The sequence below is a fragment of the Sulfolobus sp. B1 genome (assembly GCF_007050195.1).
In the GTDB taxonomy this organism is placed as follows: Archaea; Thermoproteota; Thermoprotei_A; order Sulfolobales; family Sulfolobaceae; genus Saccharolobus.
In genome coordinates this window covers 1-1237 of sequence record NZ_QIMI01000253.1, presented here as the reverse complement: position 1 = coordinate 1237, position 1237 = coordinate 1, and the positions used below count along the sequence as shown (strand labels likewise).

Genomic DNA, 1237 nt, shown 5'->3' with positions numbered 1-1237 from the left:
ATTTAGAAAAAATAGAGGTGATTGAAATTATAGGAAGCGATCAAAGAGCTAAGATTATAAAAATCAATTATTCTAACCCTAAAATATTAGTTTTAATAAACTTGCTCGAAGAATTGTATAAAGATGAGTGAACAAAAAGTTAGTATGATAGATATTTCAAGCAAAGAAGTAGTATTAAGGGAAGCTGAAGCTGAAGGATTTATAAAGCTAAGACATGAGACAATAGAAAAAATAAGGAAAAATCAAATAGAGAAAGGCGATGTAATTACAGTATCAAAAACCGCTGGGATATTAGCTGCAAAAAGAACCCATGAGTTAATACCACTATGTCACCCTATACCACTAGAGAAAATAGATGTTGAAATCGATATAGAGAATGAGGGGGTAAGAGTTAAATCAAAAGTTTTAGCACATTACAAGACTGGCGTAGAAATGGAGGCATTAGTAGCAACCTCAGTAGCCCTACTTACTATATGGGATATGGTAAAGAAATATGAAAAAGACGATATAGGAAAATATCCATTTACTGAAATAAAGGAAATTAAAGTAACAAATAAGGAAAAGAAACCATATTAAGATTTATTTAAAGACTCTATGTACTCCTTCTCTTTTGGACTAAATTTAAGTTGTTTTTCATACTTTTTGTAAAATAAAAGGAAATATGGAAATGTATCGTTTATCGTTTTATCATAAGAAGAATGTACGCTAATCTTTTTTATGATCTCATCTCTTAAATCTCTAATTTCTTTACTCTTAAACAGTTGTTGTATATAAGAGGGGAACTGATATTTTTTCCATTTAGGCTTCCAATTTGGTTTCTTTTTTTCGATCTCGGCTAATGCAACTCCAGAACTCATCATATCATATGCATAAGATAACAAATCCCAATCTCCAGCCTTAGCTCTCTTTAAGAAAATCGAAGCTTTAGATAAGGAATCATAAGCCCTCCATATATCCTCAATATTTTCGTATTGTATCGGAATATTTTCAGATACCCATCTTAACAACATATCGTAATCCACTTGAGAACTAGTAGCAGCACTCTTAGCTTGCCAAGCATAGCGTGCCCAAAATATATCCCTTAACGTCTCAAACGGGTCAAGTTCTCTCTCTTTCCTTCTCGCTAAAGATTTAACTAAATCTAACGTTATCTTCCCATATCCTTCTGCTATACCTTGTAGCATGTTAATCGCATATCTTGCATCACCCTCGCTAGTATCAATAATGTAGTCTAAAG

General features: G+C 32.3%; 1 protein-coding gene and 1 pseudogene. One reads left to right on the top strand and one right to left on the bottom strand.

The window, feature by feature from the left end; translation table 11 throughout:
* The first annotated feature begins 123 nt into the window (after positions 1-123).
* A complete protein-coding gene (gene moaC, locus DMP16_RS09965) occupies positions 124-576 on the top strand; it encodes a cyclic pyranopterin monophosphate synthase MoaC (protein WP_069281900.1) in 453 nt (150 codons plus the stop codon).
* On the opposite strand, the pseudogene DMP16_RS09960 reads toward moaC, so the two are convergent.
* Positions 573-1237 (bottom strand): annotated as a pseudogene (locus DMP16_RS09960) (replication factor C large subunit); the annotation flags it as partial. The gene moaC and the pseudogene DMP16_RS09960 sit on opposite strands and share 4 nt — an antisense overlap.

Excerpts from the sequence above, each read along its gene's own strand:
- moaC (WP_069281900.1), top strand. The coding sequence starts at position 124 with ATGAGTGAACAAAAAGTTAGTATGATAGATATTTCAAGCAAAGAAGTA.